This is a genomic window from Curtobacterium sp. MCBA15_016 (genome assembly GCF_001865105.1).
GTDB lineage: Bacteria > Actinomycetota > Actinomycetes > Actinomycetales > Microbacteriaceae > Curtobacterium.
Window position 1 is genome coordinate 1 of sequence record NZ_MJGR01000004.1, and the last position, 24012, is coordinate 24012.

At 72.0% G+C, this 24012-nt stretch carries 25 protein-coding genes; 12 read left to right on the top strand and 13 right to left on the bottom strand.

Annotated features, from left to right (window positions below):
* Positions 1-54 precede the first annotated feature (54 nt).
* Both BIV03_RS02595 and BIV03_RS02600 read right to left on the bottom strand, forming a co-directional pair.
* Positions 55-384 carry a hypothetical protein gene (locus BIV03_RS02595; protein WP_071294543.1) on the bottom strand — a complete coding sequence of 110 codons (330 nt, stop codon included), beginning with the start codon at positions 382-384 and terminating at the stop codon, positions 55-57.
* 30 nt (positions 385-414) lie between these two features.
* Positions 415-2085, bottom strand: coding sequence for a sodium:solute symporter family protein (locus BIV03_RS02600; RefSeq protein ID WP_071294544.1), 1671 nt, complete (start codon positions 2083-2085; stop codon positions 415-417).
* 139 nt (positions 2086-2224) lie between these two features.
* Between BIV03_RS02600 and aroQ the strand changes: the two genes are divergently transcribed.
* Together aroQ and BIV03_RS02610 are read left to right on the top strand one after the other, a co-directional pair.
* The gene (aroQ, locus tag BIV03_RS02605) at positions 2225-2668 is read left to right on the top strand and encodes a type II 3-dehydroquinate dehydratase (protein ID WP_070418316.1); all 444 of its coding nucleotides are present in this window, start codon (positions 2225-2227) and stop codon (positions 2666-2668) included.
* Between the two features lie 96 nt (positions 2669-2764).
* The gene (locus BIV03_RS02610; RefSeq protein ID WP_071294545.1) at positions 2765-3817 is read left to right on the top strand and encodes a Gfo/Idh/MocA family oxidoreductase; all 1053 of its coding nucleotides are present in this window, start codon (positions 2765-2767) and stop codon (positions 3815-3817) included.
* Between the two features lie 35 nt (positions 3818-3852).
* Here BIV03_RS02610 and BIV03_RS02615 read toward each other — a convergent pair whose 3' ends face one another.
* Positions 3853-4449 carry an NAD(P)H-dependent oxidoreductase gene (locus BIV03_RS02615; RefSeq protein ID WP_071294594.1) on the bottom strand — a complete coding sequence of 199 codons (597 nt, stop codon included), beginning with the start codon at positions 4447-4449 and terminating at the stop codon, positions 3853-3855.
* Between the two features lie 88 nt (positions 4450-4537).
* Here BIV03_RS02615 and BIV03_RS02620 point away from each other — a divergent pair, with 88 nt between their 5' ends.
* On the top strand, positions 4538-4999 hold the full coding sequence (locus BIV03_RS02620) for an MSMEG_6728 family protein (protein ID WP_071294546.1): 462 nt from the start codon (positions 4538-4540) through the stop codon (positions 4997-4999).
* A 21-nt stretch (positions 5000-5020) separates the two neighbouring features.
* On the opposite strand, the gene BIV03_RS02625 is transcribed toward BIV03_RS02620, so the two are convergent.
* The 7 genes from BIV03_RS02625 to BIV03_RS02655 form a co-directional block, all read right to left on the bottom strand.
* Complete coding sequence (locus BIV03_RS02625; protein WP_071294547.1) at positions 5021-5311, bottom strand: hypothetical protein; 291 nt, start codon at positions 5309-5311, stop codon at positions 5021-5023.
* Between the two features lie 245 nt (positions 5312-5556).
* Complete coding sequence (locus BIV03_RS02630; protein ID WP_070418313.1) at positions 5557-5823, bottom strand: hypothetical protein; 267 nt, start codon at positions 5821-5823, stop codon at positions 5557-5559.
* 90 nt (positions 5824-5913) lie between these two features.
* Positions 5914-7053 (bottom strand): cysteine desulfurase family protein, encoded by a 1140-nt coding sequence (locus BIV03_RS02635; RefSeq protein ID WP_071294549.1) that lies wholly within the window; start codon positions 7051-7053, stop codon positions 5914-5916.
* Between the two features lies 1 nt (position 7054).
* The gene (gene nadC / locus BIV03_RS02640) at positions 7055-7933 is read right to left on the bottom strand and encodes a carboxylating nicotinate-nucleotide diphosphorylase (RefSeq protein WP_071294550.1); all 879 of its coding nucleotides are present in this window, start codon (positions 7931-7933) and stop codon (positions 7055-7057) included.
* On the bottom strand, positions 7930-9549 hold the full coding sequence (gene nadB / locus BIV03_RS02645; protein ID WP_071294551.1) for an L-aspartate oxidase: 1620 nt from the start codon (positions 9547-9549) through the stop codon (positions 7930-7932). The genes nadC and nadB overlap by 4 nt, the downstream gene beginning before the upstream one ends.
* 2 nt (positions 9550-9551) lie before the next feature.
* Positions 9552-10823: a quinolinate synthase NadA gene (gene nadA, locus BIV03_RS02650; RefSeq protein ID WP_071294552.1), complete on the bottom strand. Its 1272-nt coding sequence runs from the start codon at positions 10821-10823 to the stop codon at positions 9552-9554.
* Positions 10824-10839: 16 nt separating this feature from the next.
* Positions 10840-11538: an NUDIX domain-containing protein gene (locus tag BIV03_RS02655; protein ID WP_070418308.1), complete on the bottom strand. Its 699-nt coding sequence runs from the start codon at positions 11536-11538 to the stop codon at positions 10840-10842.
* Between the two features lie 122 nt (positions 11539-11660).
* Here BIV03_RS02655 and BIV03_RS02660 point away from each other — a divergent pair, with 122 nt between their 5' ends.
* From BIV03_RS02660 to BIV03_RS02670, 3 genes are all read left to right on the top strand, one after another.
* On the top strand, positions 11661-11924 hold the full coding sequence (locus BIV03_RS02660; protein WP_083403155.1) for an acylphosphatase: 264 nt from the start codon (positions 11661-11663) through the stop codon (positions 11922-11924).
* 128 nt (positions 11925-12052) lie between these two features.
* Positions 12053-13531 (top strand): MDR family MFS transporter, encoded by a 1479-nt coding sequence (locus BIV03_RS02665; protein WP_083403165.1) that lies wholly within the window; start codon positions 12053-12055, stop codon positions 13529-13531.
* Positions 13532-13574: 43 nt separating this feature from the next.
* Entirely contained in the window at positions 13575-14822 is a 1248-nt protein-coding gene (locus tag BIV03_RS02670; RefSeq protein WP_071294554.1) for a D-arabinono-1,4-lactone oxidase, read from the top strand.
* A 50-nt stretch (positions 14823-14872) separates the two neighbouring features.
* On the opposite strand, the gene BIV03_RS02675 is transcribed toward BIV03_RS02670, so the two are convergent.
* A complete protein-coding gene (locus BIV03_RS02675; protein ID WP_071294555.1) occupies positions 14873-15361 on the bottom strand; it encodes a 2'-5' RNA ligase family protein in 489 nt (162 codons plus the stop codon).
* 143 nt (positions 15362-15504) lie between these two features.
* Between BIV03_RS02675 and BIV03_RS02680 the strand changes: the two genes are divergently transcribed.
* Genes BIV03_RS02680 through BIV03_RS02690 form a run of 3 tightly spaced genes read left to right on the top strand, consistent with a single transcriptional unit; the run spans position 15505 to position 18163 of the window.
* On the top strand, positions 15505-16455 hold the full coding sequence (locus BIV03_RS02680; protein ID WP_071294556.1) for a MetQ/NlpA family ABC transporter substrate-binding protein: 951 nt from the start codon (positions 15505-15507) through the stop codon (positions 16453-16455).
* Entirely contained in the window at positions 16455-17495 is a 1041-nt protein-coding gene (locus BIV03_RS02685) for a methionine ABC transporter ATP-binding protein (RefSeq protein ID WP_071294557.1), read from the top strand. The genes BIV03_RS02680 and BIV03_RS02685 overlap by 1 nt, the downstream gene beginning before the upstream one ends.
* Positions 17492-18163, top strand: a complete 672-nt coding sequence (locus BIV03_RS02690; RefSeq protein ID WP_254790696.1) for a methionine ABC transporter permease — start codon at positions 17492-17494, stop codon at positions 18161-18163. Before BIV03_RS02685 ends, BIV03_RS02690 begins: the two co-directional genes overlap by 4 nt.
* 337 nt (positions 18164-18500) lie before the next feature.
* Here the strand turns inward: BIV03_RS02690 and BIV03_RS02695 are convergent, their stop codons facing one another.
* Together BIV03_RS02695 and BIV03_RS02700 are read right to left on the bottom strand one after the other, a co-directional pair.
* Positions 18501-19277, bottom strand: a complete 777-nt coding sequence (locus tag BIV03_RS02695) for an endonuclease/exonuclease/phosphatase family protein (protein ID WP_083403156.1) — start codon at positions 19275-19277, stop codon at positions 18501-18503.
* A gap of 134 nt (positions 19278-19411) precedes the next feature.
* The gene (locus tag BIV03_RS02700) at positions 19412-20815 is read right to left on the bottom strand and encodes an MFS transporter (protein ID WP_071294558.1); all 1404 of its coding nucleotides are present in this window, start codon (positions 20813-20815) and stop codon (positions 19412-19414) included.
* Between the two features lie 156 nt (positions 20816-20971).
* On the opposite strand from BIV03_RS02700, the gene BIV03_RS02705 reads away from it, so the two are divergent.
* From BIV03_RS02705 to BIV03_RS02715, 3 genes are read left to right on the top strand one after another with little or no spacing between them, the layout of a single operon-like run.
* The gene (locus tag BIV03_RS02705) at positions 20972-22186 is read left to right on the top strand and encodes an alanine racemase (RefSeq protein ID WP_071294559.1); all 1215 of its coding nucleotides are present in this window, start codon (positions 20972-20974) and stop codon (positions 22184-22186) included.
* Positions 22186-23028: an IclR family transcriptional regulator gene (locus BIV03_RS02710; RefSeq protein WP_071294560.1), complete on the top strand. Its 843-nt coding sequence runs from the start codon at positions 22186-22188 to the stop codon at positions 23026-23028. The genes BIV03_RS02705 and BIV03_RS02710 overlap by 1 nt, the downstream gene beginning before the upstream one ends.
* The gene (locus BIV03_RS02715; protein ID WP_139201837.1) at positions 23025-24002 is read left to right on the top strand and encodes a sugar kinase; all 978 of its coding nucleotides are present in this window, start codon (positions 23025-23027) and stop codon (positions 24000-24002) included. Before BIV03_RS02710 ends, BIV03_RS02715 begins: the two co-directional genes overlap by 4 nt.
* Positions 24003-24012: the final 10 nt, after the last annotated feature.

Here is a 24012-nt window from a genome sequence, read left to right on the forward strand (position 1 = left end):
GAGGCGCGGTGCCAGCCGGCACCGCGCCTCCCGTCCGTCGGTCAGCTCAGCTGATCACGCGAGCTCGCGGCCCTCGCCGGCCGCCTTCTGGTGCTCCTCGGCCTCGGCCTGGCCGATGATGTCCTCCGCCGGGACGGGGTTCAGCCGGTCCCAGAGGAAGAAGAGCAGCCCGCCGACCAGCATCGACAGCCCGACCCACAGGTTGATGTGGATGCCACCGGTCTTCTCGGGGTCGGTGTTCCAGTGCACGATGCCGACGATGGTCACGATGACGCCGTACAGGACGAACAGGCCACCGAGGATGCGACGCAGGTCGAGTCGTCGGGTGGAGCGGACGAGGGCGGCCTTCTGCTCCTCGGTCATGGCGGTGTTGGTGTCGCTCATGGGAGATCTCCTTCGCGGGTCTTCGCGGGCCTAGAGGAACGGGAGGTACAGGACGACGCACAGGATCAGTGCGACGGTGCCGAGCAGCGCCGGGGAGCGGTACCAGGCGGTGTCGGTCGCGACGGAGTCGCTGTGCAGGTCGATCTTGCCGACGCCGTACACCAGCCCGCCGAGCTCCTTCTCGTCCTTCGGCTTCGTGACCATCGACACGACGAACCCGACGACGAGCACGGTGACGAACGAGATGATCGCGCCGTAGAGGGTCTCGGCGGTCGCGGTGGCGAACAGGTCCGGGTTGACGAGGTACGCGATCCACGTGATCGTCGGCGTCACGATGCCGAGGATGTAGCCCCACAGCGCACCGGCGGTGGTCATCCGCTTCCAGAGCAGCCCGAGGATGAACACGGCGAACAGCGGCGCGTTGAAGAACGAGAACAGCGTCTGCATGTACGTCATGATGTTCGACGCCTGCGCGGCGATGAACGCGGTCGCGATGCCGACGAGCACGCCGACGACGGTGACCCAGCGCCCGGTCTTCAGGTAGTGCACGTCGGGCATGTTCGGCTTGATGTAGCGCTGCCAGATGTCGTACGTGAAGACGGTGTTGAACGACGACACGTTCGCCGCCATACCGGCCATGAACGAGGCGAGGAGACCCGTGACCGCGACGCCGAGCACACCGGTCGGCAGGTACATCTGGATGAGCTTCGGGATCGCGTCGTTGTAGTCGAGGGCACCCGAGGCGAACTGGTTGCCCACGACGGCCGCGGCGATGAGGCCGGGGATGACGACGATCGCGGGGATGAAGAGCTTCGGGATCGCGGCGATGAGCGGGGTGCGGCGGGCGGCGGACATGTTCTTCGCCGAGAACGCGCGCTGCACCTCGGTGAAGTTCGTCGTCCAGTAGCCGAAACCGAGGACGAACCCGAGGCCGAGCACGATCGCGAGCCAGTTCGCACCGATCGGGTTCGTGACGTCGCCGAAGCCGGTGCCGGCCCACGCCTGCAGGTGCTGCACGCCCTGGGTCTCGGTGATGGCCTTCGAGAGGCCGCTCCAGCCACCGACACGGTGCAGACCGACGATCGTCAGCGGGATGAGGCCGGCGATGATCACGAAGAACTGCATGACCTCGTTGTAGATCGCGCTGGAGAGCCCCCCGAGGGTGATGTAGACGAGCACGAAGCCCGCGGACACGATGATCGCGAGCCACTCCGGCCAGCCGAGCATCGCCTCGATGACGATGGCCATGGCGTAGAGGTTGATGCCGGCGATGAGCACGTTCGACACCGCGAACGCGATCGAGTTCACCAGGTGCGGGGCCTTGCCGAAGCGGCGGAGCATGAACTCCGGCACGCTGCGGACCTTGGACCCGTAGTAGAAGGGCATCATCACGAGCCCGAGGAACACCATGGCCGGCACGGCACCGACCAGGTAGTAGTGCAGGGTCGCCATGCCGATCTGGGCCCCGTTGGCGGCCATGCCGAGGATCTCGGTCGCGCCGAGGTTCGCGGACACGAACGCGAGGCCCGTGATCCACGCGGGCATCGAGCGGCCCGACAGGAAGAAGTCCATGCTCGTCCGGACCTGCTTCCGGGCGGTGAAACCGATCCCGATGACGACCGCGAAGTACACGATGATCATCAGGTAGTCGACCCAGCCCAGATCGAGCCGGATCCCGTTGTTCGCTGCAGCGAGAACCATTCAAACTCCACGTCAGTGTGTTGCGATCGACAACTCCGCCGACCCGGACGGGAACGTTACACCGAATTGTGACCGTTCACATAGCCGAGGTATGCATCGCACCCGCAATGCGACTGCGGGCGCTCGGTAGGCTCCTGCCATGACCGAGCAGCCGCGCATCCTCGTCCTCAACGGCCCGAACCTCGACATCCTCGGACGGCGCGACCCGGACCAGTACGGCACGGTGACGCTCGCCGAGATCGAGGCGATCGTGCACACCGAGGCCGCGGTGCACGAGCTCGAGGCGGACTTCCGGCAGACGAACCGCGAGGGCGAGCTCGTCGAGTGGCTGCACGAGGCACTCGACGACTTCGTGGGCGTCGTGATCAACCCCGCCGCCTACGCGCACACCTCGGTCGCGCTGCACGATGCGGTCGAGGCACTGTCGGTGCCGGTCGTCGAGGTGCACCTCTCGAACACGTGGAAGCGGGAGCCGTTCCGGCACGTCGACCACGTCGCGACGGCCGCGACGGCCGTCATCGCCGGCGCCGGTGCGGACGGCTACCGCCTGGCGGTCGCGCACGTCGCGTCCCTGCTCGGCTGAGTCAGTTCCAGGAGGCGCGGGTCGGGCCTGCACCGCGCCTCCCGTCCGAGCGCTGGAACGTTCCGTCCGTGGGCATCGCGCGCTATGTTCTTATGTATGGACAAAGTGCGCATCGGGCTCGTCGGCTACGGCATCGGCGGGCGGGCCTTCCACCGGCCGTTCCTGACGGACGCCGAGGGGACCGACCTCGTGGGCGTCGTGGCCCGCTCGTCCGACAAGCGGGAACAGCTCGCGTCCGACTTGCCCGGCGTCCCCGTGCACGACTCGCTCGGCGACCTGCTGGCCGCCGGGGTCGACGCCGTCGTGATCACCACTCCCCCGTCGACCCGGCGCGACCTCGTGCTCGAAGCGGTCGCGGCCGGCGTCGCCGTGGTCGCGGACAAGCCGTTCGCACCCGATCCGTCGACCGCACGCGAGCTCCGCGACGCCGCCGCGCAGGCCGGGGTCGTCATCGCGCCCTTCCACAACCGCCGGTGGGACACCGACCTCGTGACGCTGCGCGGGGTCCTCGAGGACGGACGGGTCGGCACGCCGCTGCGGTTCTGGTCGCGGTTCGACCTGGTCGAACGCGAGGGCATCGCGACCGGCGTCGGGGGCGGCGTGCTCTCGGACATCGGGTCGCACCTGGTCGACCAGGCGGTGTCGCTGTTCGGACCGATCTCGCGGGTGTCGTGCACGCTCGACGTCCGGGACGCCCGCGCGCTCGGACGCGACCAGGACGGCGACATCGATGCCGGGTTCACCCTGGCGGCGACGCACGGCTCCGGCGTGGAGTCCGTCCTGACGTCGAACAAGGCGGGCTGGCTGGGCGCTCGTCGCCTGCGCGTGGACGGGGTCGACGGGACGTACGAGGCCTCGAGCACCGACGTGCAGGCGCAGGCCGCGGTCGCGGGGCACACACCGGCCGACGACCGTGCCGGGTGGGGCGTCGAGCCGGCCGGCGGGACGCTCACGACGGCGGCGGGGGCGGTCGAGGTCCCGTCGTCGCAGAGCTCGTACACGGACTACTACGAGCGGTTCGCGCGTGCGGTCCGGGGACTCGGGCCGGTGCCGGTGCCCGCGGATGACGCCGTGCACGTGGTGGACGTCCTCGACGCGGCGCGTCGCTCGGCGGCATCGGGCGAGACGATCGCGGTCCCCACGCCCTGACGCGTGCGCCGCGCCGCCGCACGGCGGGCTGCGGGTCAGAAGTCGGCGGGGCGCCGGACCTCGGTGGCGGCAGCGGTGGCGAAGCCCCCGCGGATGATCGGGAGCGCCCGCTGCACGGCCTGGTCGATGCGGAGCTCGAGGTCGACGTTCGCGATGTCGTAGCCGCCCTCGCGCTTGGCGAAGTCCCGCTCGTTGCCGAAGACGCCGATCGGCAGCGTCGTCGACTGGAAGAAGCCGAACAGCGGCCGCATCTGGTGCTCGACGAGCAGGGCGTGCCGATCGCTCCCGCCGGTCGCGGTGAGCAGCACCGGGGTGTCGACGAGGTCGTACTGCCCGATCCAGTCGAAGAAGAGCTTGAACGCACCGGAGTACGCGGCACGGAACGCCGGGCTGCCGACGACGAGGACGTCCGCCGCCTCGACCGTCTCGAGTGCGCGTCGCGTGCGGTCCGACATCGCCTCGCGGGACGGTGCCGCACCGAGGTCGGCGAGCAGCGGCCCGATCTCGACGGTCTCGGTGCGGGCGTCGTCGATCTCCTGCCCGAGGCGCGCCACCGTCGCAGCCACCAGGGTGGACGTCCGCGAGGGGTCCGAGGGGCTGCCACTGACGCCGACGACGAGTTCTCCGCTCATGTGCTCGATGCTCACACGCCTGGACTCCCGGCGGTCGGCGTGTGACGGCATGTGTCGGGTTCCAGCGCCGCCGCGTACCGTCCGCGCCATGCAGACGTTCTTGCCGTACCCGGACTTCCGCGCCTCGGCCGAGGTGCTCGACGACCGGCGGCTCGGCAAGCAACGGGTCGAGACGCTGCAGGTGATGCGGGCACTGACGCTGCCGGACTACGGCTGGCAGCACCACCCCGTCGTGGCGATGTGGCGTGGGTACCGTCCGGCGCTGATGGCGTACCAGCAGGCCACGTGCCGCGCGTGGACCGACCGCGGGTACGCCGACACCTGTCTGGAGAAGACCCTCGCCGACCTCGCGCTCGTCCCCGAGGACCTCGACGCGTACGAGCGGGCCGACTACCCGGTGCCGTCGTGGAACGCGGACCCCGCCGTGCACCGCTCGCACCGGTCGAAGCTCGTGCAGAAGGCGCCGGAGCACTACCGGCCGCTGTTCCCCGACGTGCCGGACGACCTCGACTACGTCTGGCCGGGGACGGTCGCGCCGGTGCCGCGCTGACGACGCGTCCTCCTCGTCGCCTCAGGCGATCGGGGTCCAGCGACCGCCGTCACGGCGGGTGACGACGACGGACAGCACCTCGGCCGTCGCTCGCAGCCCGGTGGCCGCGTGCTCGGCGACGGCATCGGCCACGTCGTCCGACGGCGACTCGAACCGGACCACTGCGCACGGGACCCCGCGCAGCAGCCGGACGTCCTGCGCCTCGACCACCACGAGCTCGGCGACGAGCCGGGCGGCCTCGGGGAGCACGGCGTCCGGGGCGGTGCCGGGTGCGAGCGCTCCGACGGCGAGGGTCACACGGTAGGAGGGCACGGTCCCACGCTAGTGCGAGCGCCCGGGCTCGTGGGCGCGGAGCAGCGCACCGGGACCCGCCGTGGGCACAGGGGGTTCGGGCATCGCACAGGGGAAGCGACGCCCGCGCCCACGACGGGTCACAGGTGCTGCGGAGCACGACGAATCAGGGGGTGTCGTGCCCCGCGCCGGACGCAGGTCAGGGAACCTGGTCCGGCTCGTCGCACCGGCGAGTCCGCAGGGGTCGGACTCGACGGTGCTGGTCCTCAAGGGTGTTCGGTGTCCTCTCGGTACCGGTCCGTCTCGGTCGGTGCGGGCATCGACCGTCGGGCCGCGGCGGGTCGGACCATGGGGAGCAGGGCACTCCCGATGGTCGCCAGTGCTCCGACGACGGCGATGAGCCCGAGCGGGGCGGTGCCGAGGTCGTGCTGCGCGGCCAGGACGAGCGCGAGGACGGTCGCGGGTGCGGGGAGGAGCTGGACCGCCCGGAAGTGGTCCTCCTGCCGGACCCGAGTCGTCATCGCGTTTGCCATGTGAACACTCTGGCGCACTTCGTCGGTCCGCAAAAGGGGGGACACGACCCCACTCATGGAGTAGAACGTCTAGTACACCCCTGTCGGGTGTCAGGCGAGGGCGCGGACGGCCGCGACGGCTGCGGCGACGGCATCGACGACCACCGGGACGTCCGCCGCGGTCAGGCCGGCGTCGAACGTCAGACGCAGCGCCGTCCGGGCGACCTCGTCGGACAGGCCGAGCGCCGTGAGCACGTGCGAGGCCTCGGTGCTGCCGGCCGCGCAGGCGCTCCCGGACGACGACACGACGTCGCGCTCCTCGAGCTCGAGCAGGACCGTCTCGCCGTTCACCCCGGGGAAGCAGAACGACGCGTGGCCGGGCAGCCGCGACGTCCGCGACCCGGTGACGAACGCCCCGGGCACCGACCGGAGCACCCCGTCGAGCACGGCGTCCCGGGTGGCGGTCGCGGTCCGGGCCGCGTCGTCCCGGCCCGCGGCGACGAGCGCGAAGGCCGTGGCGACGCCGACGGCACCCGCGACGTCCTCGGTGCCGGAGCGTCTCCCCCGCTCCTGTCCCCCACCGTGCAGCAGCGGTTCGAGCGCCACGCCGGACCGGACGGCGAGCACGCCGGTGCCCTTCGGTGCGCCGAGCTTGTGCCCGGACACCGACACCGCGTCGACGCCGAGCACGTCGAGCCCGACCGGGAGCCACGGCGCCGACTGGACGGCGTCCGTGTGGAACCGGGCCCCGACGGCGTGCGCGACCGCGGCGAGCGCCGGCACGTCCTGCACCGTCCCGATCTCGTTGTCGGCGTGCGCGATCGAGACGAGGGTGGTGTCGGGTCGGAGCGCTGCCGCGAGGACGTCCGGGTCGACGACCCCGTCGCGGTCGACCGGCAGGACCGTGACGTCGAACCCGTGGAACCGTTCGAGGTACCGGCAGCTCTCGAGCACCGCCTCGTGCTCGATCGCGCTGGTGACGACGTGGCGACCGCGCGGGGACGCCAGGGCGATGCCCTTCACGGCGGTGTTCGCACCCTCGGTCCCGCCGGTGGTGAACACGACCTCGGCCGGGCGGCACCCGAGCACCGCGGCGACGGTGGCGCGGGCGTCGGCGAGGCCCCGGGCTGCGGCGTCGCCGACCCCGTGCGTGGAGGACGGGTTGCCGAAGGTCCCGGTGAGGTACGGCCACATCGCCTCGAGCACCTCGCGGCGCACGGGCGTCGTGGCCGCGCGGTCCAGGTAGAACACGTCAGACGCCGACGGCCACGTCGACGTCGAGCCCGAGGTCGAGTGCCCGCGCCGAGTGGGTGAGCGCCCCGACGGAGATCACGTCGACACCGGTGGCGGCGATCGCGGCGACGGTGTCGAGGGACACCCCGCCGGAGGCCTCGACGAGGGCTCGCCCGGCGACGACCTGGATGCCGGCCTCGAGCTGGTCGGTGGTGAAGTTGTCGAGCATGATCGTGTCGACGCCGGCCGCCACGACGGGCTCGATCTGGTCGATGCGGTCCACCTCGACCTCGAGGTGGACGGTGTGCCCGAGCCGCTCGCGGGCCGCGGCGATCGCGTCCCCGATGCCGATACCGCCGGCGAGGAGCACGGCGAGGTGGTTGTCCTTCGCGAGCACGGCGTCGGACAGCGAGGTCCGGTGGTTGTGCCCGCCGCCGCACCGCACGGCGTACCGCTCCAGTGCCCGCAGACCGGGCGTGGTCTTGCGGGTGTCGACGATCCGGGCACGGGTGCCGGCGACGGCCGCCACGTAGGTCGCGGTCGCCGTGGCGATGCCGGACATCCGCTGGGCGAGGTTCAGTGCGACCCGCTCGGCACGGAGGACCGACCGGGCGGGACCGCTCACGGTCGCGAGGACGTCGCCCGCGGTGAACCGGCTGCCGTCCGGCACGTGCAGGACCGCGTCGATCGTCGGGTCGACCGCGTGCATCACGGCGACGAACACGTCGCCCCCGCTGAGGACGCCGGGCTCGCGCGCCACCAGGGTCGCGGTCGCCGTGGCGTCTGCGGGGATGAGCGTCTCGCTCGTGACGTCGCCCCAGGGGGCGTCCTCCTCGAGCGCGGTGTCGATGACGCGTCGGAGGGCGTGCGGGGGGATCGTTCCGGGGTCGACGGTCATGCGGGTACCTCCTGCGGGACGGCGGTGTGCTGGGCGACCCACGCGGTCGACGCGGGGGCTGCTGGATCGGTGTCGGGGTGGTCGGTGCGGGCGTGGGCCCCACGGGACTCGGTCCGGGCCTCGGCGGCGAGCACCGTGACCCGGGCGAGGTCGAGCAGTGCCCGGTCCTCGAGGTCACGGACGCCGGTCGGCTCGGGCGCGACGAGGGCTGCCAGGTCGCGTCGTGCGCTCGCGAGACCGCTCGCGTCGCGGAGGAGCCCGACCCGGTCCGTCATGACGGACTGGACCGCCTGGCGGACGTCGGCGGCGTCGGTGGGTCGAGCCGCGCCTCCTGGCAGCAGGGGACGGGAGGCGCGGATCACGTCGGTCGCACTCGGCACGCTGGTGACGGGGAGACCCGCGTCGCCGCGCAGGCGGAGTCTGCCGGGTCGCGGCACGTCGAGCGCGTCCGCTGCGCGGACCGCGAAGACGAGTCCTTCGAGCAGCGAGTTCGACGCGAGCCGGTTGGCGCCGTGGACGCCCGTGCAGGCGACCTCGCCGATCGCGAGGAGGCCGGGCAGGCTCGTCCGTCCCTCGGCGTCGGTGGCGACCCCGCCCATCGAGTAGTGCGCGGCCGGGGAGACGGGGACGCCCTCGCGGGTCCAGTCGAAGCCGGCGGACCGGGTGGCACGGGTGAGCCCGGGGAAGCGCCGGACGAGGAAGGCGGGGTCGAGGCCGGTCGCGTCGAGGAGCACGGGCCCTCCGTCCTGCTCCCGGACGGCGGCCGCGATGCCCCGGGCGACGACGTCGCGGGGGGCGAGCTCGGCGTCGGGGTGGACGTCCACCATGAAGCGGTGCCCTCGTGCGTCACGGAGCACCGCTCCCTCGCCACGGACCGCCTCGGAGACGAGCCCGCCGCCGGGGACCGCGAGGCGGGTCGGGTGGAACTGCACGAACTCGAGGTCGGCCAGCACGGCACCGGCACGCCAGGCGGCTGCCTGCCCGTCGCCCGTCGCGACGAGCGGGTTGGTGGTCTCGCGGAACAGGTGTCCGGCGCCACCGGACGCGAGCACGACGGCGTCCGCGTCGATCCGCCGGGGTTCGCCGAGGAGGTCGAGGACGTCGACCCCGACGACCGAGCCGTCCCGGACCACGAGGTCGACGAGGCAGGTCCGTTCGAGGATGGTGACGTGCCGGCGGTGCAGGGCGGCGATGAGGGTGCGCTCGATGGCGGCCCCGGTCGCGTCGCCGTCCGCGTGCACGACGCGCCACCGGCCGTGCGCCGCCTCGCGCCCGCGGGCCAGGTCGTCGCCGTACCGGTCGAGGCTCGTCGGGTCGGTGGTGCGGTCGAAGGGGACGCCGAGCGACAGCAGGTCACGCACCCGTGCGGGGCCGTCGGTGCAGAGCACCTCGACGGCGCGGGCGTCGGCGCTGCCCGCTGCCGCCACGTGGGTGTCCGCCTGGTGGAGCGACGCGGAGTCGTCGGCGCCGAGCGCGACGGCGACGCCACCCTGCGCGTAGGCCGTCGCGCCGTCGGCGAGCGCGCCCTTCGTCACCAGGGTGACGTCGTGACGGGCACTCGCGCGGATCGCTGCGGTGAGTCCGGCGATGCCGGAGCCGACGATGACGACGTGCACGGTCAGACCGTGGGTCGGGCGGCCAGCATGCGCTCGAGTGCGACCTTGGCGTCGGCCTGGACGTCGGCCGGCACGACGATCTCGTTGAGGACCTCGCCGCGCACGAGCGCCTCGAGGACCCAGGCGAGGTAGCCGGGGTGGATCCGGTACATCGTCGAGCAGGGGCACACCACCGGGTCGAGGCAGAAGATCGTGTGCTGCGGGTACTCGGCGGCGAGCCGGTTCACCATGTTGATCTCGGTGCCGATCGCGAACGTGGTCGGTTCGGTGGCGGCCGCGACGGTCTTCCGGATGAGGTCGGTGCTGCCGGCGTGGTCGGCGGCGTCGACGACGGCCATCGGGCACTCGGGGTGCACGATGACCTGCACGCCGGGGTGCTCGCGACGGGCCTGGTCGATCTGGTCGACGGTGAAGCGGCGGTGCACCGAGCAGAAGCCGTGCCAGAGGACGACCCTGGCGTCCTGCAGGGTCTGCTCGTCGTTGCCGCCGAGTGGCTTCCGCGGGTTCCACATCGGCATGAGGTCCGTGCTGATGCCCATCGCCTTGGCGGTGTTCCGGCCGAGGTGCTGGTCGGGGAAGAAGAGCACGCGCTGTCCGCGCTCGAACGCCCACTCGAGGACGGTCGCGGCGTTCGACGACGTGCACACGATGCCGCCGTGCCGCCCGCAGAACGCCTTGAGGTCGGCGGCGGAGTTCATGTACGTGACGGGGATGACCGGCACGCGGCCGTCGGCGTCGGGCTCGGTGCCGTAGACCTGCTCGAGCTCGGCCCACGCCGCCTCGACGCTGTCGATGTCGGCCATGTCGGCCATCGAGCAGCCCGCGGCGAGGTTCGGCAGGATCACGCGCTGGTCGTCGCGGGCGAGGATGTCCGCGGTCTCGGCCATGAAGTGCACGCCGCAGAACACGATGGCCTCGGCGTCGGGCTTCGTCAGCGCGGCGTTCGCGAGCTGGAACGAGTCGCCGAGGAAGTCCGCGTGCCGCACGACCTCGTCGCGCTGGTAGAAGTGCCCGAGGACCACGACGCGGTCGCCGAGGGTGGCCTTCGCCCGCTCGATGCGTTCGTGCAGCTCGTCGTCCGGGGCGTTCCGGTACTCGTCCGGGATGACGCCCTGCCGGGGTGCCGAGGTCGGGATGACGTCCGACATCGACGAGCCGGGGCCGTAGCCGGGCCGGGAGTCGAAGTCCCACGTCGGCATCGCCAGGTCGGGCGTGCAGGTGCTGCCGGCGGCCTGACCGTTGGAGATCAGTTCGATGGTGGTGGCGATGGACACGGGTGTTCCTTCGGTTCTACGGCTTCTTGCCCTGCTGCAGCGGACCGTTGTCCGCGTAGGCCAGGTCGGGGTTCGAGCGGTACAGCCGGGCCGGCCGGTGCCGGTCCCCGCTCGTGGTCTCGTCCGTCGGCAGGATCGCGTCGGTCTTCTCGACCTGGCGACGGAAGTTCGCGGGGTCGAGCGCACGCCCGAGCACCGCCTCGTACACCCCGCGGAGTTCGGCGAGGGTGAACCGGTCCCCCAGGAACGCCTGGGCGATCCGGGAGTACGACATCTTGTTGCGGAGCCGCCAGAGCGCGTACGCGACGATCCGGTCGTGGTCGAAGGCGAGCGGCGGGTGTTCGTCGGCGAGGAACCACCGCACGTTCCAGTCGTCCGGGACCGAGCTCGCCTCGTCCGGATGGACGAGTGCCCAGTACACGATCGACACGACGCGGCTCGGCGAGCGGTCGACGTCGCCGAAGGCGTAGAGCTGCTCGAGGTAGCGCGGCTGCACGTTGGTGGTCTCGCGGAGGCGGGCCGCGGCGGAGTCCTCGAGCCCCTCGTCCGGGCGCACCCAACCCCCAGGGAGCGCCCACGCCCCCTCGTACGGTTCGGCCACCCGACGCACGAGCGGCATCCACAGCGCCGGCGCCCCGGTGTCCGGGTGCGGGCGCAGCGCCACGATCACGGTGGAGACCGCGACGCGGATGGGGAGCTCGGGAGTAAGTGTCATGATGACTCGAAGTGTTCGGGTTGGGATGACACTATCACCGGGTTTCACGAGACGGAAACAGCGTCGAAAACTCCTGGTCGGACCGCGCGCCTACATTGAGCCGCATGACTACGGTGACGAGGATGCACGCCGTCGTGTCGGGGACGGTCCAGGGGGTCGGTTTCCGGTACTGGACCGCACGGAAGGCCGACGGGCTCGAACTCGCCGGGTACGCCCGGAACCTGTTCGACGGCACGGTGGAGGTCGAGGCCGAGGGTCCGGCCCCCGCGGTCGACGCCCTGATGACGTTCATCCGGACCGGCCCGCCGTCCGCCGAGGTCACCGACGTGACCTGCCGCGCGGTGGTGCCGCACGGCGACGTCGACGGCTTCGCGATCCTGCACTGACCCGGTCGCCGCCCGACGTCGACGGATGTCGGACCGAAGCGGAATAATCGAATCCACTCAGGCGGTTGCCCTGTCTGCGCCCATGGCGCCCCCTCGTTCCACCAGTCGTGATCCACCAGGAGCCCCGCATGACCCAGGCCGTCGATTCCGCACCCCGCACCGGGAGCGTCGCGCAGCCCTCCGCCGGCGAGACCCGACTCGTGATCGGGCTGCTGCTCGTCTCGGCGTTCGTCGTGATCCTCAACGAGACGATCATGGGTGTCGCGCTCCCGCGGCTCATGGACGACCTCGACATCAGCGCCGCGACCGGCCAGTGGCTCACCACGGGCTTCCTGCTCACCATGGCGGTCGTCATCCCGATCACCGGGTTCCTGCTGCAGCGCTTCAACACCCGGCCGGTGTTCGTCTGGGCGATGAGCCTGTTCTCGGCCGGCACCCTGATCGCGCTGCTCGCGCCCGGGTTCTCGATGCTGCTGCTCGGGCGCATCGTGCAGGCCAGCGGGACGGCGATCATGATGCCGCTGCTCATGACGACGGTCCTCACGCTCATCGAACCGGCGCACCGAGGCCGTGTGATGGGCAACATCTCGATCGTCATCTCCGTCGCCCCGGCGATCGGTCCGACCATCTCCGGGCTCATCCTCAACGCCTTCTCGTGGCGCTGGCTCTTCGGCTTCGTGCTGCCCATCGCCATCGCCGCGCTGATCCTCGGCATGGTCAAGGTCCGCAACGTGTCGACGCCCCGCAAGGCCCCGCTCGACGTGCTCTCGGTCGTGCTGTCCGCCTTCGCGTTCGGCGGCATCGTCTACGGCCTCTCGAGCATCGGCGAGGCCGGCACCACCGGGCCGCTCGTGCCGATCGTCTCCCTCGTCGTCGGCGCCCTCGCCCTCGCCCTGTTCGTGTTCCGGCAGACCCGGCTGCAGCGTGCGGACCGCGCCCTGCTCGACCTCCGCACCTTCCAGACGAAGGGCTTCACCGTCCCGATCGTCGCGATGGGCCTGAGCTTCATGGCGATGTTCGGCACGCTGATCCTGCTGCCGATCTACCTCGAGCGGGTCCTCGGGCTCGACGTCCTGAACGTCGGCCTGCTCCTGCTGCCCGGCGGCCTCATCATGGGCCTGCTGTCCCCGATCGTCGGTCGCGTCTACGACCGCCGTGGTCCGCGGGTCCTGCTCATCCCGGGCTCGATCATCGTCAGCGCCGTCCTCTGGGCGCTCTCGACCGTCGGCGTCGACACCAGCGTGTGGTTCGTCCTCGGCGCCCACGTCGTCCTGAGCATCGGGCTCGCCCTCACCTTCACGCCGCTGTTCACCGCGGCGCTCGGCGGGCTGCCCCCGAAGCTCTACTCGCACGGCAGCGCGGTCCTCGGCACGGCGCAGCAGCTGGCCGGAGCCGCCGGCACGGCGCTGTTCGTCACGCTCCTCACCATCGGTGCCTCGGGTGCGGCGGCCGGGAGCGGCGCCGCGGGCCTCGCCGAGGCCACGGCTTCCGGCGTGCGGACGGCGTTCCTCGTCGGCGCGGTGATCTCGCTGTTCGGGATCGTGATGTGCTCCCTCGTGCAACGCCCGGCGACCCCGGACGGTGCCCCCGCCCCGTCGATGCACTGACGGGAACCGCACGCGCCGGGGTGCGCGTGGCATCGTGGGCGTCATGCGGTCGACGACGAGCGAGCTGAACTGGTCCGGCACGGTCACCTACACGGCCGAACGGGTCCTCCGCCCGACGTCGATCGACGAGGCCGCCGAGATCGTCGCCCGGTCGCCCCGGGTGCACGGTCTCGGCACCCGGCACTCGTTCAACGACGCGCCGGACGCCCCCGGCGTGCTGCTCGACCTCACCGGGATCCCGACCGACCTCGAGGTCGACGCCGAGCGACGGACGGTCACGATGGGCGCCGGCACCCGCTACGGCGTCGTCGCGCCCGAGATCGACCGCGCCGGGTTCGCGCTGCACAACACGGGGTCGCTCCCCCACATCTCGATCGCCGGCGCCATCGCGACCGGGACGCACGGTTCCGGCACCGCACTCGGGTCACTGAGCACCGCGGTCCGGTCGTTCGAGGTGCTCGGGCCCGACGGGTCCGCACGGACGATCGGCCACGACGACCCGGCGTTCGACGGCGCCGTGCTCCACCTCGGCCTGCTCGGCGTCCTCACCCGGGTCACGCTCGACGTCCAGCCGAGCTACCGGATGCGCCAGGACACCTACGGACCGATCCCGTGGGACACCTTCACCGCCCACGTCGCCGAGGTCCACGCCGCCGCGACGTCCGTCTGCTCGTACACGGTGTTCGGCGACACGGTGGGCGAGGTCCTGCTGAAGTCGCGCGTGCCGGACGGCGACGACGACGTGGCCGTCCCGGACGAGCTGTTCGGCGCGCCCCGGCTGCCCGGCTCGCCCGGCGACGGACACCACACCGCCCGGGACGGCTCGGTCGGGCCGTGGTGGGACCGGCTGCCGCACTTCCCGATCGACTCCGTGCCGAGCCACGGCTCCGAGGTGCAGAGCGAGCACTTCGTCCCGCTCCGGCACGCGGGTGCGGCGCTCGACGCCGTCCGGACCATGGCCGCCCGCATCCAGCCGCACCTGCACGTCTGCGAGCTCCGCACGATGGCGGCGGACCCGTTCTGGTTGAGCCCGACGCAGGGCGAGGACGTGCTCTGCATCGCGTTCACGTGGCAGAAGCACCCGGTCGAGGTGGCCGCGTTGCTCCCGGACCTCGAGGCGCTCCTCGCACCGTTCGACGGACGACCGCACTGGGGCAAGATGAGCTCCCTCGACACGGCCGCGATCGCCGGGCTGTACCCGCGGCTGGCCGACTTCCGCGACCTCGTCGCGGCGGCCGACCCGGAGCGGACGTTCGCGTCGTCGTTCGGCGAGCGGGTCCTGGGGACGTGAGCCGCGCCTCCTGGGCCATCGTCACGACGCGGACGTGAGCCGAACCCGCGTCACCCGACCGGCGTGACCGTCCTGGACTCTCCGTCCCAGAACCGCACGCCACCGACCACGAGATCGGGGAGCGGGGTCCCGCGGAGCGCCGCGACGGCCGCACCGAGGTCCTCGTCCCGGACCCGTCGCGCGAACGTCAGGTGCGGCGACCACGCCCCCGGCGACGTGGTCTCGACGCCTCCCGGGGACGCCCGGTGCACCGCCTCGTGGAACGCGGCGAGCGCACGGTCGACGACCACCGCGCGGGCGAGCACCGAGCGCCCGGGTCCCGCGGGGAACAGCAGGACGCCACCGAGCCGGAGCCGCGACGGCACCGGCACGTCGAACCCGCTCGGGATCCGGAGGTCGTCGCCCGCGGCCAGCGTGACGTGGGGGCTGTTGGTGTCCGACCGTCCGAGGCTCGGCAGGTCCGCACGGACCAGCGCGTCCCACGCGGCGCGCACGGCGGCGTCCGACGACGGATCGAGGACGAGTTCGAGACTGCGCACGTACCGAGTGAACCAATGAACCGTGTGACAGCGATGTAACACGGCGGAACGGAACTCGCACCGTGCCGGGCGGCCCGTCACACTCGACTGCACGCCGCGGACCACCGCGGACCCCCACAGCACTGCCCACGAGGAGCTCCGACATGTCCGCTGCACCCGCTCTGCCCGAGAAGCCGAAGGGCAAGCGCCCGATCGGCTGGATCATCGCCGCCGCGGTGGTCGTCGTCGCGATCGTCGTCGCCCTCATCGTCGGCGCCGTCCGCTCCGGCGGGTCCGACGACGGCGCTGCCGCCGGTGGTTCGCCGAAGACCGTCACGATCGGCGTCGCGGACAAGTCGCTCTCCTACTGGAGCACCTACACGAAGCTCGCGAAGTCGAAGCTCAACGTGACGGTCAAGCTGACCAACTTCTCGGACTACTCGCTGCCGAACCCGGCGCTCAAGGACAAGCAGCTGGACCTCAACCAGTTCCAGCACATCCAGTACCTGGCCGACTACAACGTCACCTCGAACGACGACCTGCAGCCGATCGGCTCGACGGCCGTCTACCCGCTGCCGCTCTACGCGACGAAGTACGACGACGTCGCCGACCTGCCCGAGGGCGCCAAGGTCGCGATCCCGGACGACTCGATCAACCAGGCCCGCGCGCTGCTCATCCTGCAGGCGGCGAAGCTCGTCACGCTCAAGGACGGCGGGTCGGCCTTCTCTACGACCACCGACATCGAGTCGTCGAAGGTCGACGTCCAGCCGCTGAACGCCTCGCAGACGGCGAACGCCCTGCAGCAGGGCTCGGTCGCGGCCGCCGTGGTGAACAACAACTACGCCACCGCCGCCGGCCTGCCGATCTCCGACGCGATCTACCAGGACGACCCCTCGAGCGCGAGCGCGGCACCGTACGTCAACGTCTTCGCCGTGCGCAACGCCGACAAGGACAACACGACCTACCTCGACCTCGCGAAGCTCTTCCAGGACGAGTCCGTGCAGAAGGTCTTCAAGAAGGACCTGCCCGAGGCGGTCAGCCGCGACGAGAGCGCGTCCTCCTTGCAAGAGGAACTCGCGAAGGTCGAGCAGGACGCGAAGGCGGCCAAGCAGTAGTGCCGGTCCTCGTCGAACTCCGCGGCGTCTCGAAGCACTACCGCCGCGCCGACACCGGCGAGACCGTGGTGGCCGTCGAGGACGTCTCCCTGGACGTGCACCAGGGAGAGGTCCTCGGCGTCATCGGGTACTCCGGTGCCGGCAAGTCCACGCTCGTCCGGCTCGTCAACGCACTCGAGCTGCCCTCGTCCGGGTCGGTGACGGTCGCCGGCAACGAGCTCACGGCGCTGCCCGAGCGGGACCGCCGGACGGCACGGCGCAACATCGGGATGATCTTCCAGCAGTTCAACCTCTTCCGGTCGCGCACCATCGCCGGCAACGTCGCGTACCCGCTCAAGGTCGCGGGCGTGCCGAAGGAGGAACGGGACCGCCGGGTCGCCGAGCTGCTCGACTTCGTCGGGCTCCTCGACCGCGCCTACGCCTACCCCGAACAGCTCTCCGGCGGGCAGAAGCAGCGCGTCGGGATCGCCCGGGCGCTCGCGGCGTCGCCCGACCTGCTCCTCGCCGACGAGGCGACCAGCGCGCTCGACCCCGAGACCACGTCCGAGGTCCTCGGGCTCCTCCGCCGGGTGAACAAGGAGCTCGGCGTCACGATCATCGTCATCACGCACGAGATGGACGCCGTCCGACAGATCGCCGACCGCGTCGCCGTCATGGAGCAGGGGCGCGTCGTCGAGGTCGGGGACGTCTACGACGTCTTCGCGAACCCGCAGACCGGCGCGGCCCAGCGCTTCGTCCGGACCGCCCTGCACGACCGGCCCTCGGCGGAGACCGTCGCGCGGCTGCGCGAACGGCACCCCGGTCGCCTCGTCACGGTCCAGATCACCGACGAGGCCGGGCTGCAGAACCGCATCGACCAGGTCTTCCGCTCCGCCGGGGTGACCGCCGAGCTCGTCTACGGCGGGGTCGGCGAGATCCGGGAACGCCGGATCGGGTCGCTCACCTACGAGCTGACCGCGGCCCGTCCGTCCGAGATCGACGCGGCCGTCGCGGCCCTCCGTGCCGCGCGCATCACCACCGACGAGGAGGGGGCAGCGTGAACAACTCGTTCCAGAGCGTGATCGACACGTTCGACGTCTTCGTCGCGTCCGTCCGCGACACGATCGTGATGTCCCTGGTGTCGCTCGTCATCGCCGGCATCATCGGCCTCGCGCTCGGGCTCGCCCTGTACGCCACCCGCCCGGGCAACCTGCTCGGCAACCGGGCCGCGTACACGATCATCAACGTGGTCGTGAACCTCGTCCGGCCGATCCCGTTCGTGATCTTCCTGGCGGCGATCGCCCCGCTCTCCCGCGTGGTCGTGCAGACCACGATCGGCGTCCCCGCGGTGACCTTCGCGATCTCGCTCGCGGCGTCGTTCGCGGTGTCCCGGATCGTCGAGCAGAACCTGCTGTCGGTGGACCCCGGCGTCGTCGAGGCGGCACGGGCATCGGGAGCGCACCCGCTGTCGATCCTGCTCACGGTCCTCATCCCCGAGGGCCTCGGACCGCTCATCCTCGGCTACACGTTCATCTACATCGGCATCGTCGACATGACGGCGCAAGGGGCGTTGATCGGTGGCGGTGGACTCGGCGAGTACGCGATCACGTACGGGTCGCAGCGGTACGACTGGTGGATCGTGTACGTGTCGGTGGCGGCGATCGTCATCATCGTGCAGCTCGGCCAGTTCATCGGCAACCGGCTGGCGCGGGCGACCCTGCGTCGCTGACGCGCGGGGCACGCGCGCGCCCGGAAGGCGACCGCCAGGAGGCGCGGTGCCGGTCCACGAGACCGGCACCGCGCCTCCTGTGCGTCGCCTGCTGGGCGCGGGGCGCTCCCCGAGCGGGCACTCTTCGTCACGCTCACCGCGCTGACACGGCGCGTTCCGCCCACTCGGCGGGACGCACGCGGCGCGTTCCGCCCGCTCGGCGGACGACCACGCGCGCGGCACGCGGCGCGTTCCGCCCGCTCGGCGGACGACCGCGCGGGACGCACGCGGCGCGTTCTGCCCGCTCGGCCGACGACTACGCAGGACGAATGGGTGCCGGGCGGCCGGACGTGGCGCGTCAGGCGGCCGGGGACTCCACGGTGGCGACGGTGCCCGTCGCGCCCGGGTGCTCGTAGTGCGCACGCACCAGGATCGGCCGGTGGTCGGAGATGCCCGCGGGCAGGGTCTCCACGCCGGCGATGTGCAGCCCCACGCTCGTCGCGAAGTCGAAGTGCCCCGTGAACTTGCGGTAGCGCAGGTACGTCGGCTGGTCGGAGAGCGACAGCGCGAACCCGTGCTGCTCGATCTTCCGGCGCAGGTTCGTCTGGAACCAGGGGTAGTTGAAGTCGCCGACCATGATCGCCGGGGCGTCGTTCGAGAGCTCGCGGACGAACTGGTGCGCCGCCTCGATCTGCTTGCGGCGCAGCGAGTTCGTGGCGGTGAGGGGTGAGGCGTGGAAGGACGCGACGATGACCTCGGCGTCGACCTCCTTGTCGCGCAGGTGCATGGCGATCAGGCGCTCGTGCGCGGGCGCGAGGACCCGGTCGTGCAGCGACTTCTGCAGGGAGTGGATGCTGAAGTCCTCGACCTCGAACCGGTCGTCGCGCTTGTAGATCGCGAGGCCGAGCCGGTTCGCCTTGGTCGACGCGGCGAGGGAGAGGCCGGCGATCGAGGGGGCGAGGTCGTTGCTGTCGCACTCCTGCACGCAGATGACGTCGGCCTGGGACGCTTCAGCCAGGGAGGCGAGCTCGCCGTTCGCGGTGTGCTCGCGGAGGTTGTAGCTGACGACGCGCAACCCGGTCGGTTCCACGGCCGTCTCGGCTGTGATCGTCCCCTGCTGCTCTGGCGCGGCCATGCTGCCTTCCTGTTCCGGGCGTTTCCGGTCGCCCTGCCGCGGCAACCGTACTCGGCGTTCGCGGACTGTTGCTGAGACTGTAGCGCGGCCTCGGTTTCGTGCGTGTGACCGCGGGGAAAACGGACGATGCGCGCTCAGGCCCGGACGCGGCGGGCGGGGCGGACGGTCTCGCCGGCTGTACGGCTCATCAGGACGCCCTCGACGCAGGCCACCACGAGCAGGGCGGCGATGACCCAGAACGCGGCGTCGTACGGACCGGATCCGCCGAGGCCCGACGCGGCCCGGATGACCACGGCGCCGACCGCTACACCGAACCCGGCGGCGGTCTGCTGCAGGGTCGACGAGAGCGTGTTCGCCGGGGTCATGTCCGCCTGCTCGACGTCGGCGAACGCGATCGTGTTGTAGGCCGTGAAGCCCACCGACCGCGCCGCACCGCTGACGACGAGGAGCACGGCGAGGAGCCAGAACGGGGTGTCCTCGGTCATGAACACCATCGCGACGACGCTCAGCGCCGCGACCGCGCTCGACACGATGATCACCGGCCGGTACCCGAACCAGCGGAGGAACGGCGTCGTCATGGGCTTGATGCCGAGGTTGCCGACGAAGACCCACAGCACGGCGGACCCGGCGAGCACGGCGCTCCACCCCCACGCGTCCTGGAACAGCAGCGGCAGGACGAACGGCACGGCGGAGACGGCCAGGCGGAACAGGCTGCCGCCGGCGTGCGACACCCGGAAGGTCTCGAGCCGGAACGAGTCGAGCCCCATGATCGGGTGCGGTGCCCGGCGGAAGTGCCAGATCGCCAGCCAGCAGCCGACCGCCCCGACGACGCCGGAGAGCACGACCGCCAGGACGGGCACGCGGTCGAGGGCGAGCAGGGACGCCATGACCACGAGCGACCCGAGGCCGAAGCAGGCGAGCAGCGACCCGAACCAGTCGAACGGCACCCGCTCGGACGCCCGCTCCTGCGGCACGAGGACGAGCGCGGCGACGAACGCGATGACCCCGAGCGGGATGTTGATGAGGAAGATCCAGTGCCACGTGAGGGTGTCGACGAGCACGCCGCCCACGAACGGCGCGATGATCGGCGCGGCGAGGGCCGGCCAGGTCAGGATCGCGATGGCCGTGACGAGCTGCTCGCGTCCGGCGCTCCGCAGGACGACGAGCCGCCCGACGGGGACCATCAGCGCGCCGCCGAGCCCCTGCACGATGCGCCAGATCGTCAGGTCGACGAGCCCGGTGGAGAGGGCGCACAGCCCCGACGCCACGGTGAACAGGACGATCGCGCCGGCGAACACCGTCCGCGAGCCGATCCGGTCGGTCAACCATCCGCTCACGGGGATGAACACCGCGAGGGTGACCAGGTACGCCGTGATCGCCACGCCGATGGCCGCCGAGTCGACGCCGAGGTCCCGGCCCATCGCGGGAGCGGCCGTGGCCAGGATGGTGCCGTCGAGGAGCTCCATGAAGAAGGTCCCTGCGACGAGCACGGCCACCGCGGTGCTCCCCCGTCGTCGTGTCGTCATGGTCGTCGTCATGGCACGAGAAATGCTATGCCCGATCGGTTTCCGTGACGTCCGGGGACGGCGCTGACGGGATGGTGTTCTGCACCGCAGAATGAGGAGGACGAGCGCGTTGCCCCCGACACCCGGCCACCGGGAGCGTGGAGGCACCGCAGACGCACAGGAGGATCGATGACGACCACACCCGGCACGGTCACCACGAAGGGCGCGCCCGACCCGGCAGCACCGGCGCGCCGGCACGTCCTCGAGCACGCGTACCTGCCGGTGATGACCCTCCGCGAGTCGGCCCTGGCGAACAACACCGCGGTGATGCAGGCGTACGTCGAGCGGCACGGGCTGCTCTTCGCGCCGCACATGAAGACGCACATGGCACCGGCGCTCGCCGCACGACAGATCACCGCCGGCGCCTGGGGCGTCACGGTCGCCTCGGTCCAGCAGGCGATGGTCGCGTGGGAGCACGGCGTCCACCGGATCGTCGTCGCGAACGAGGTCCTCGACCCCACCGGTCTCGCCTGGCTCGCCTCCCGCCGCGCCGCCGACCCGGACGCCGACGTCCTCTGCTGGGTCGACTCCCCCGCCGGGGTCGAGGCCGGCCGCGCGGCACAGGACGCGGTCGACGGCGACCTGCACGTGGTCGTCGAGGTCGGCTTCCCCGGCGGTCGCACCGGCGTCCGCACCGCACAGCAGGCACGGGACCTCGCACAGCTCGCCCACGACCGGGGGCTCTCGCTCCGCGGGGTCGCCGGGTACGAGGGCGGCCTGCCCGACGTGCACGCCGCCCGCGCCTACGTCGAGGGGGTGCTCGCCGTCGCGGCGGCCGTCCGCCCGCTGGTCGAGGCCCCGCGCGCCCTGCTCAGCATGGGCGGCAGCGCCTGGTTCGACGGCGTGGTCGACGCGGTCGCCGCCCGCCCCGACGACCTCGACGTGCTGCTCCGGTCCGGCGCCTCCCTCACCCACGACGACGGCTTCTACGCCGAGCGCACCCCCTTCGGCCGCCACCCCGACGAGGGCTCGCTCCTGGCCGCGATCGAGGTCTGGGGACGCGTCACGTCGTGCCCAGAGCCCGGGCTCGCGCTCGTCGCGGTCGGCAAGCGGGACATCTCCTTCGACGAGGGGCTGCCGGTGGTCCGGTCCGTCCGACACGTCGGCCCAGGAGGCGCGGCTGGCGTCGTCCCCGTCGCACCCGACCCCGGGGCGGTCACCGTCACCCGCCTCGACGACCAGCACTGCTACCTCGCGCTGGCGGACGGGGCACCCGGGCTCACGCCCGGCGACGTCGTCGTGTTCGGCATCTCGCACCCGTGCACCGTCTTCGACAAGTGGCGCCAGGTGACCGTCATCGACGACGACGAGACCGTCCTCGACACGATCGCGACGTGGTTCTGATGCGCGCCACCACCCCCGTCGCCCCCTCCACCGAGGACGCTCCGGCACGGAACGCCGCCCTGTCGCTCCGACGCGGGCTGCGGCTGCTCGACCGCATCGCCGACCGCACCCGGAACGGCGAGCCGTCGGTGTCGCTGACCGTGCTCGCCGCGGAGCTCGGCACCTCGAAGTCGACCGTGCTCCGGCTGACCGCCCCGATGCTCGAGAACGACCTGCTGCGCCGCACCCCGGACGCCGGCTTCACCCTCGGGCTCGGGGCGCTGCTGCTCGGGCAGAGCTACCTCGAGGGCATCGACCTCCGCGCCGCCGCAGCCCCGTTCCTCCGGCGGACCGCGGAACGCACGGGGCTCACCTGCCACCTCGTCGTCCCGGACGGCACCGACATCGTCTACGTCGACAAGGTCGAAACGCGGGGCACGGTCCGGATGGGGTCGCGGATCGGCAACCGACTGCCGATGCGGAACACGGCATCGGGCAAGGCGATGGTGGCGTTCGGCGAGCCGGAGCTGCTCGACCGGGTGCTGGCGGAACCGGCCACGGCGATGACCGAGCACTCCATCGTGGACGACGACCGCTGGCGCGCCGAGATCGACCGGACGCACGGCCGTGGCTACGGCATCGACGACCGCGAGAACGAGCCCGACATCCGCTGCGTCGCCGCGCCCGTGCTCGACCACGCGAACCAGGTCGTCGGCGCGATGAGCATCTCGGGGCTCGCCTCCCGGTTCCCCGCCGCGGCCGTCCGCGAACTCGGCGACGGCGTCGTCCGGACCGCGCTCGAGATCTCGGTCGCGCTCGGCTCCTCCTCCGCCCAGCTCGCCCTGGCGAAGGGCACCCGGTGACCGGCCGCGTCCTGACCTTCGGGGAGACGATGCTGCTCCTCACCGGCGGGGACACGGGTGCGGTCCCCGACCTCGAGCACATGCGGGTCGACACCGGCGGAGCCGAGAGCAACGTCGCGATCGGCCTCGTGCGCGCCGGTGTCCCGACGACGTGGATCGGTCGCGTCGGCACCGACCCCGCCGGGGACCGCGTGACGCGCGACGTCCGGAGCGCGGGCGTCGACGTCGTCGCGGTGCCGGACCCGGACCGCTCGACGGGCATCATGATGAAGGAGCGCCTGGCCGACGGACGCACGCGGGTGACCTACCACCGCCGGGGTTCGGCGGGGTCGGCGCTGCGGGCGAGCGACCTGCCGGCGAGCGCCGTCGAACGCGCAGCGCTCCTGCACGTCACGGGCATCACCCTCGCCCTCTCCGAGGACGCCAGGGCCACCGTCCAGGCCGCGCTCGACCGCGCGGACGCCGCCGGGGTCCCGGTGTCCTTCGACGTGAACCACCGGCCCAAGCTCATCGACGCCGAGACCGCCCGCGCCCGATACCGGGCCGTCGCCGCACGGTCGTCGATCGTCTTCGCCGGCGACGACGAGGCCCGACTCGTGCTCGGACTCGGCGACGACGAGGGCGACGACGAGACGCTCGCACACGAGCTCGCCGCCCTCGGCCGGGGTCGTGCCGTCGTCAAGCTCGGCTCCCGGGGCGCGGTGGCGTCGGTGGACGGTGCGTTCCTGCGGCGCCCGGCGACCCCGGTGCGCGTCGTCGACCCCGTCGGTGCCGGTGACGCCTTCGTCGCGGGCTGGCTCGCGGCGACCCTCGGCGGAGCCACGACGGCCGAGGCGCTCGACCGTGCCGCCGACGCCGGTGCGCTCGCCTGCACGGTCGAGAGCGACTGGCGCCGCCCGGACCCGGCCGCGTTGCACGACCCGACCACCCCCACGGACGTCGACCACGCCGTCCACGACCGCGTCGACCGCTGAGGCGAGGAAC

Coding starts and splice junctions, on each gene's coding strand:
- BIV03_RS02695 (WP_083403156.1), bottom strand. CDS start 19,277: ATGGCCGCGCCAGAGCAGCAGGGGACGATCACAGCCGAGACGGCCGTG.
- BIV03_RS02680 (WP_071294556.1), top strand. CDS start 15,505: ATGTCCGCTGCACCCGCTCTGCCCGAGAAGCCGAAGGGCAAGCGCCCG.
- BIV03_RS02700 (WP_071294558.1), bottom strand. CDS start 20,815: ATGACGACGACCATGACGACACGACGACGGGGGAGCACCGCGGTGGCC.
- BIV03_RS02665 (WP_083403165.1), top strand. CDS start 12,053: ATGACCCAGGCCGTCGATTCCGCACCCCGCACCGGGAGCGTCGCGCAG.
- BIV03_RS02610 (WP_071294545.1), top strand. CDS start 2,765: ATGGACAAAGTGCGCATCGGGCTCGTCGGCTACGGCATCGGCGGGCGG.
- BIV03_RS02670 (WP_071294554.1), top strand. CDS start 13,575: ATGCGGTCGACGACGAGCGAGCTGAACTGGTCCGGCACGGTCACCTAC.
- aroQ (WP_070418316.1), top strand. CDS start 2,225: ATGACCGAGCAGCCGCGCATCCTCGTCCTCAACGGCCCGAACCTCGAC.
- BIV03_RS02615 (WP_071294594.1), bottom strand. CDS start 4,449: ATGAGCGGAGAACTCGTCGTCGGCGTCAGTGGCAGCCCCTCGGACCCC.
- BIV03_RS02660 (WP_083403155.1), top strand. CDS start 11,661: ATGCACGCCGTCGTGTCGGGGACGGTCCAGGGGGTCGGTTTCCGGTAC.
- BIV03_RS02595 (WP_071294543.1), bottom strand. CDS start 384: ATGAGCGACACCAACACCGCCATGACCGAGGAGCAGAAGGCCGCCCTC.
- BIV03_RS02630 (WP_070418313.1), bottom strand. CDS start 5,823: ATGGCAAACGCGATGACGACTCGGGTCCGGCAGGAGGACCACTTCCGG.
- nadC (WP_071294550.1), bottom strand. CDS start 7,933: ATGACCGTCGACCCCGGAACGATCCCCCCGCACGCCCTCCGACGCGTC.
- BIV03_RS02620 (WP_071294546.1), top strand. CDS start 4,538: ATGCAGACGTTCTTGCCGTACCCGGACTTCCGCGCCTCGGCCGAGGTG.
- BIV03_RS02705 (WP_071294559.1), top strand. CDS start 20,972: ATGACGACCACACCCGGCACGGTCACCACGAAGGGCGCGCCCGACCCG.
- BIV03_RS02710 (WP_071294560.1), top strand. CDS start 22,186: ATGCGCGCCACCACCCCCGTCGCCCCCTCCACCGAGGACGCTCCGGCA.
- BIV03_RS02600 (WP_071294544.1), bottom strand. CDS start 2,085: ATGGTTCTCGCTGCAGCGAACAACGGGATCCGGCTCGATCTGGGCTGG.
- BIV03_RS02655 (WP_070418308.1), bottom strand. CDS start 11,538: ATGACACTTACTCCCGAGCTCCCCATCCGCGTCGCGGTCTCCACCGTG.